The sequence below is a fragment of the Microbacterium umsixpiens genome (assembly GCF_053543675.1).
The window spans coordinates 4095-7922 of the sequence record NZ_JBLVOH010000129.1; the positions used below are offsets into that span (position 1 = coordinate 4095).

Here is a 3828-nt window from a genome sequence, read left to right on the forward strand (position 1 = left end):
CCGCCCTCGCCGGGCGCCTTCCGGTGTCGCGGCAGGCGATCGCGAAGCACCTCGCCGTCCTGCAGGAGGTCGGCCTGGTCGAGTCCGTGCGCGTCGGACGGGAGGTGCGCTTCCGCGTCGTCGGCGCCGAGCTCTCCGCCACCGCGGCGAAGCTCGACGTGATCGGACGCGAGTGGGACCGCCGCCTCGCCGCGATCAAGGAGATCGCGGAAGGCCTGTAGGCCTTCACTCCGCTTCGGGCCCCGCCTGGTCGCGGATCACGTCGCGCAGCTCCTCGTCGAGGTCGGATGCCTCTTCGATCGCAGCCGTCATCCCGGCGAGGAACCGGGTGACGACGGCCCGCTCCTGGTCGGAGAGCTCGTCGACGAGCGTGAGCATGCGGTGGTGCATCGCCCCCAGCGTGGCGCGCACCTCTTCATCGCTGCTGACGGTCGGGACGACGACCCCTGCCCGGCGGTCGGTGGGGTGCGCCTCACGGCGGACATGACCGCCCTTCTCGAGGCGGTCGATGAGCGTCGTGGTCGATGCGGTCGAGATGTTGAGCATCCGGGCGATGTCGATCGCGCGCACGATCCTGCCGGCCCGCTGCTCCCGCAGGAGGAATCGCAGGGCCATGAGGTCGGTCTCGTTCATGCCCATGGAGATGCGAGTGCGCTCACGCATCGCGGTCTCCGCTGCGCGGTAGCGGCGCAGCATGTTCAGCACGTCGATGGTGCTCGTGCTCTCGCCGTCGGGGTACCAGTATCCGGAGCGGGCGTGGTCCTGAGGTTCGGCCATCACGCCACCCCCTCTCCGTCGTCGAGGGTGCGTGCCGTGCTGAGTTCGAGCATCTCGATCGCGCCGGTCGCCACCTCGGCGGGGACGACGAGGAGGAAGCCGCCGGTGATGGCGTCGTTCTCGGCCTCGATGATGCGCGCGATGCGATCCCGGGCGACGGTGGGGAACTGCGCGTGGAGGTGATCGAGCAGGTCGGCGAAGCCGATGTACCGCTCGTCCGTGAGGTCTATGGGCTCGACCATGACGTCCCTTCTCGTCGTGATTCCATCCTCTCATCGTCGGAAGCCCCTGATGATCGACCGATTTCGCTAGACGAACCGGTAATCAGGCGATCGAGGTAACATGGGCCGCCAGGGGAAGGCGAGGGTGTGATGGGGGCGAAGCTGGAGATCGCGACGCGGGAACTCGCGCGCGAAGTCGAGGCTCTGCGCCGCGTCGACGCCAGGCTCGGACGCCGTCTCGCGGCCGAGCGTCAGCCCAATGAGACCGACCGTGCTGCCATGGGCTTCATCGCGGATGCGCCCCTTGACCGGCCGATCACGCCCGGCGATCTCGCCCAGCATCTGGGGGTGAGCACCGCAGCGGTCACCGCCTTGATCCGCCGGCTCACCGCACGCGGGCACATCGTCGTCTCCGTGCACCCGGATGACGCACGGTCGAAGATCCTCCGCCCGTCGTTGCGTGATCTGCATTCCCCCGCGGACGAGATCTCCCGTCGGGTCGCCGACATCGAGAGCGAGTTCACGGCGGAGCAGCTCGCCGCGATCTCCCGCTTCCTTCGGCGCCTCACGGAGGAAGTCTCCGACCTCGCCGAATCCTCTCCGAACTAGCGCCGGCCTCGGACGCGTCACCTCCCGGAGCGAGGTCTCAAAACCCTCGACTACCATTTAGCTAGTTAAACTAGTAATCTAATTGATGAAGATAGTTCTCGAGGGGGTGCCATGGGTCAGCTCAGCTACGCCGGTGATTCGCAGATCGTGGAGGTGGACGATCGGGTGCTCGCGCACCTGAGGCTCGTCACCGTCACCAAGCTGCGCCGCGGCGAGTCGTTTCCGCTCACGCTGCGCACGGCGGGTGCGGCCACCGAGACGCTGTGGATGCACGCGTCGATCCCGGTGCGCTTCACGCTCGATGAGGACGTCGAGCTCGAGCGGCCGATGCTGGTCAAGATGATGGCCGCGGCGAGCACGGCCGGGGGGCTGGACCTCACAGACATCGACTTCGCGCCGCTGTGGTCCGCGCTCCCGACCATGCACGCGGTCGCCTGACTGCAGACTCGCCTCCCTCGCCGGCGCATCCTGGGCAAAGCGGTGCGGCCCGCGGGCGGGAGGTGCACAGCGACGTTTCGGGGGGTACGTCGCTGTGGATGGCATCCGGTCACCGGGAATCGGGTCCCGGGACCGGATGCCATTCGATCAGAGCGCGGTGTATCCGCCGTCGACCAGGTGGTAGCTGCCGGTGACGAAGCTCGCGGCGTCGCTGGCGAGGAACACGATGAGGTTCGCGACCTCGTCGGCCTGGCCCAGGCGTCCGATCGGGTGCTTCGAGACCAGGAAGTCCTTCGCCTCGTCGCCCATGTTCGCCAGCAGCGGGGTGTCGATGAAGCCGGGGCCCACCGAGTTCACGCGCACGCCCTGCGCCGAGTACTCGAGCGCGGCCGACTTGGTCATGCCGACCACGCCGTGCTTGGCCGTGACGTAGGCGGGGGATCCGGCGAAGCCGACGCTGCCCAGGATCGACGCGATGTTCACGACCGATCCGCCGCCGTTCGCGAGGATCGACGGGATCTGCGCCTTCATGTTGCGGAACACCGCGTTGAGGTTGATGGCGATGACCTTGTCCCAGGCCTCGTCCTCGTACTCCGCGGTGGGAGCGGATGCGCCGCCGATGCCGGCGTTGTTGACACCGATGCGCAGCGGGGCGAGGGAGTTCGCGAGTTCTACCGAAGAGGCGATCCACGCCGCATCCGTCGCATCGCCGATCGAGGCCTCGGCGATGCCGCCGGCCGCGCGGATCTCTTCGACGACCGCGTTCGCGTGCTCGGCGTTCAGGTCGTTGACCACGACCGATGCGCCGTTCTTCGCCAGCAGGAGAGCGGTGGAGCGGCCGATTCCGCTGCCTGCTCCCGTCACGATCGCCGAGCGGTTCGAGACGTCGTACTGAGCCACGAGGGACTCCACTTCCGGGCGGGCACGGGGCCGGGAGATCTTCTCGGACGGTCCGTCCTTCTCTCCAGCCTACGCCTGAATATCGGTGATGGATTCAGGTGAATGAATGTGGGACGGGGCCGCGAGTGCGCGGGTCAGAGTGCGGACGAGGTCACGGCGATCCGCGAGCGGGTCTGACCTTTCCCCGGCATCCGATTCGCGCGGCTCCCGATCGCCCGGCATGCTGGGGGCGTGAGCGTAATCGTCGCCTGGGGGGAGCGACACCAGATCGTCCTCTATCTCGCGGCGATCGTGATCGGTGTCGTCGTGGGCCTCCGGGCGCCCGCCGTCGCGCATCCGCTGGAGCTCGCGATCACCCCCGTCCTCGGGCTGCTGCTGTACGCGACGTTCCTCGGCGTCCCGTTCTCGTCGATCGGACGCGCATTCCGCGACGTCCGATTCCTCGCCGTGCTGCTGGTCGTGAACTTCGTGATCGTGCCCGTGATCGTGTTCGGCCTGTCCCGTTTCGTCGCCCACGATCAGGCGCTGCTGATCGGCGTGCTGCTCGTCCTGCTGACGCCGTGCGTTGATTACGTGATCGTGTTCACCGGGCTCGCCGGAGGGGCGAAGGAGCGGCTGCTCGCGGCTGCGCCGATCCTGATGCTGGGTCAGATGCTGCTGTTGCCCCTGTATCTGTGGCTCTTCGTCGGCCCCGAGTTGATCGACGTCGTCGACCTCGCCCCGTTCCTCGACGCGTTCCTCCTGCTGATCGTGCTGCCCCTCGCGGCTGCAGGCCTCACCCAGTACGCGGCGTCGCGCACGCGCGCGGGGCGAGCTCTGAGCGACGCGGCCCAGAGCGCGATGGTGCCGCTGATGATGCTCACGCTCGCGGTCGTCGTCGCGT

General features: G+C 68.1%; 7 protein-coding genes. 4 read left to right on the forward strand and 3 right to left on the reverse strand.

Annotated features, from left to right (window positions below; all coding sequences use genetic code 11):
- Nucleotides 1-221, forward strand: a 221-nt coding sequence (locus ACNPM4_RS12890) for a transcriptional regulator (RefSeq protein ID WP_448985931.1), incomplete at its 5' end; no start/stop codon positions are given.
- A gap of 4 nt (nucleotides 222-225) precedes the next feature.
- Here the strand turns inward: ACNPM4_RS12890 and ACNPM4_RS12895 are convergent.
- Together ACNPM4_RS12895 and ACNPM4_RS12900 are read right to left on the reverse strand one after the other, a co-directional pair.
- On the reverse strand, nucleotides 226-777 hold the full coding sequence (locus tag ACNPM4_RS12895) for a MarR family winged helix-turn-helix transcriptional regulator (RefSeq protein ID WP_029264025.1): 552 nt from the start codon (nucleotides 775-777) through the stop codon (nucleotides 226-228).
- Nucleotides 777-1019, reverse strand: coding sequence for a hypothetical protein (locus tag ACNPM4_RS12900; protein ID WP_091033026.1), 243 nt, complete (start codon nucleotides 1017-1019; stop codon nucleotides 777-779). The genes ACNPM4_RS12895 and ACNPM4_RS12900 overlap by 1 nt, the downstream gene beginning before the upstream one ends.
- A gap of 129 nt (nucleotides 1020-1148) precedes the next feature.
- Here ACNPM4_RS12900 and ACNPM4_RS12905 point away from each other — a divergent pair, with 129 nt between their 5' ends.
- Complete coding sequence (locus ACNPM4_RS12905) at nucleotides 1149-1607, forward strand: MarR family winged helix-turn-helix transcriptional regulator (RefSeq protein ID WP_448985932.1); 459 nt, start codon at nucleotides 1149-1151, stop codon at nucleotides 1605-1607.
- A gap of 111 nt (nucleotides 1608-1718) precedes the next feature.
- Nucleotides 1719-2045 carry a DUF7882 family protein gene (locus ACNPM4_RS12910; RefSeq protein WP_029264028.1) on the forward strand — a complete coding sequence of 109 codons (327 nt, stop codon included), beginning with the start codon at nucleotides 1719-1721 and terminating at the stop codon, nucleotides 2043-2045.
- Between the two features lie 147 nt (nucleotides 2046-2192).
- On the opposite strand, the gene ACNPM4_RS12915 is transcribed toward ACNPM4_RS12910, so the two are convergent.
- Nucleotides 2193-2945, reverse strand: coding sequence for an SDR family NAD(P)-dependent oxidoreductase (locus ACNPM4_RS12915; protein WP_448985933.1), 753 nt, complete (start codon nucleotides 2943-2945; stop codon nucleotides 2193-2195).
- Nucleotides 2946-3176: 231 nt separating this feature from the next.
- Here ACNPM4_RS12915 and ACNPM4_RS12920 point away from each other — a divergent pair.
- The coding region (locus ACNPM4_RS12920; protein WP_448985934.1) for an arsenic resistance protein at nucleotides 3177-3828 on the forward strand (652 nt) is incomplete at its 3' end.

Excerpts from the sequence above, each read along its gene's own strand:
- ACNPM4_RS12895 (WP_029264025.1), bottom strand. The coding sequence starts at position 777 with ATGGCCGAACCTCAGGACCACGCCCGCTCCGGATACTGGTACCCCGAC.
- ACNPM4_RS12900 (WP_091033026.1), bottom strand. The coding sequence starts at position 1,019 with ATGGTCGAGCCCATAGACCTCACGGACGAGCGGTACATCGGCTTCGCC.
- ACNPM4_RS12905 (WP_448985932.1), top strand. The coding sequence starts at position 1,149 with ATGGGGGCGAAGCTGGAGATCGCGACGCGGGAACTCGCGCGCGAAGTC.
- ACNPM4_RS12910 (WP_029264028.1), top strand. The coding sequence starts at position 1,719 with ATGGGTCAGCTCAGCTACGCCGGTGATTCGCAGATCGTGGAGGTGGAC.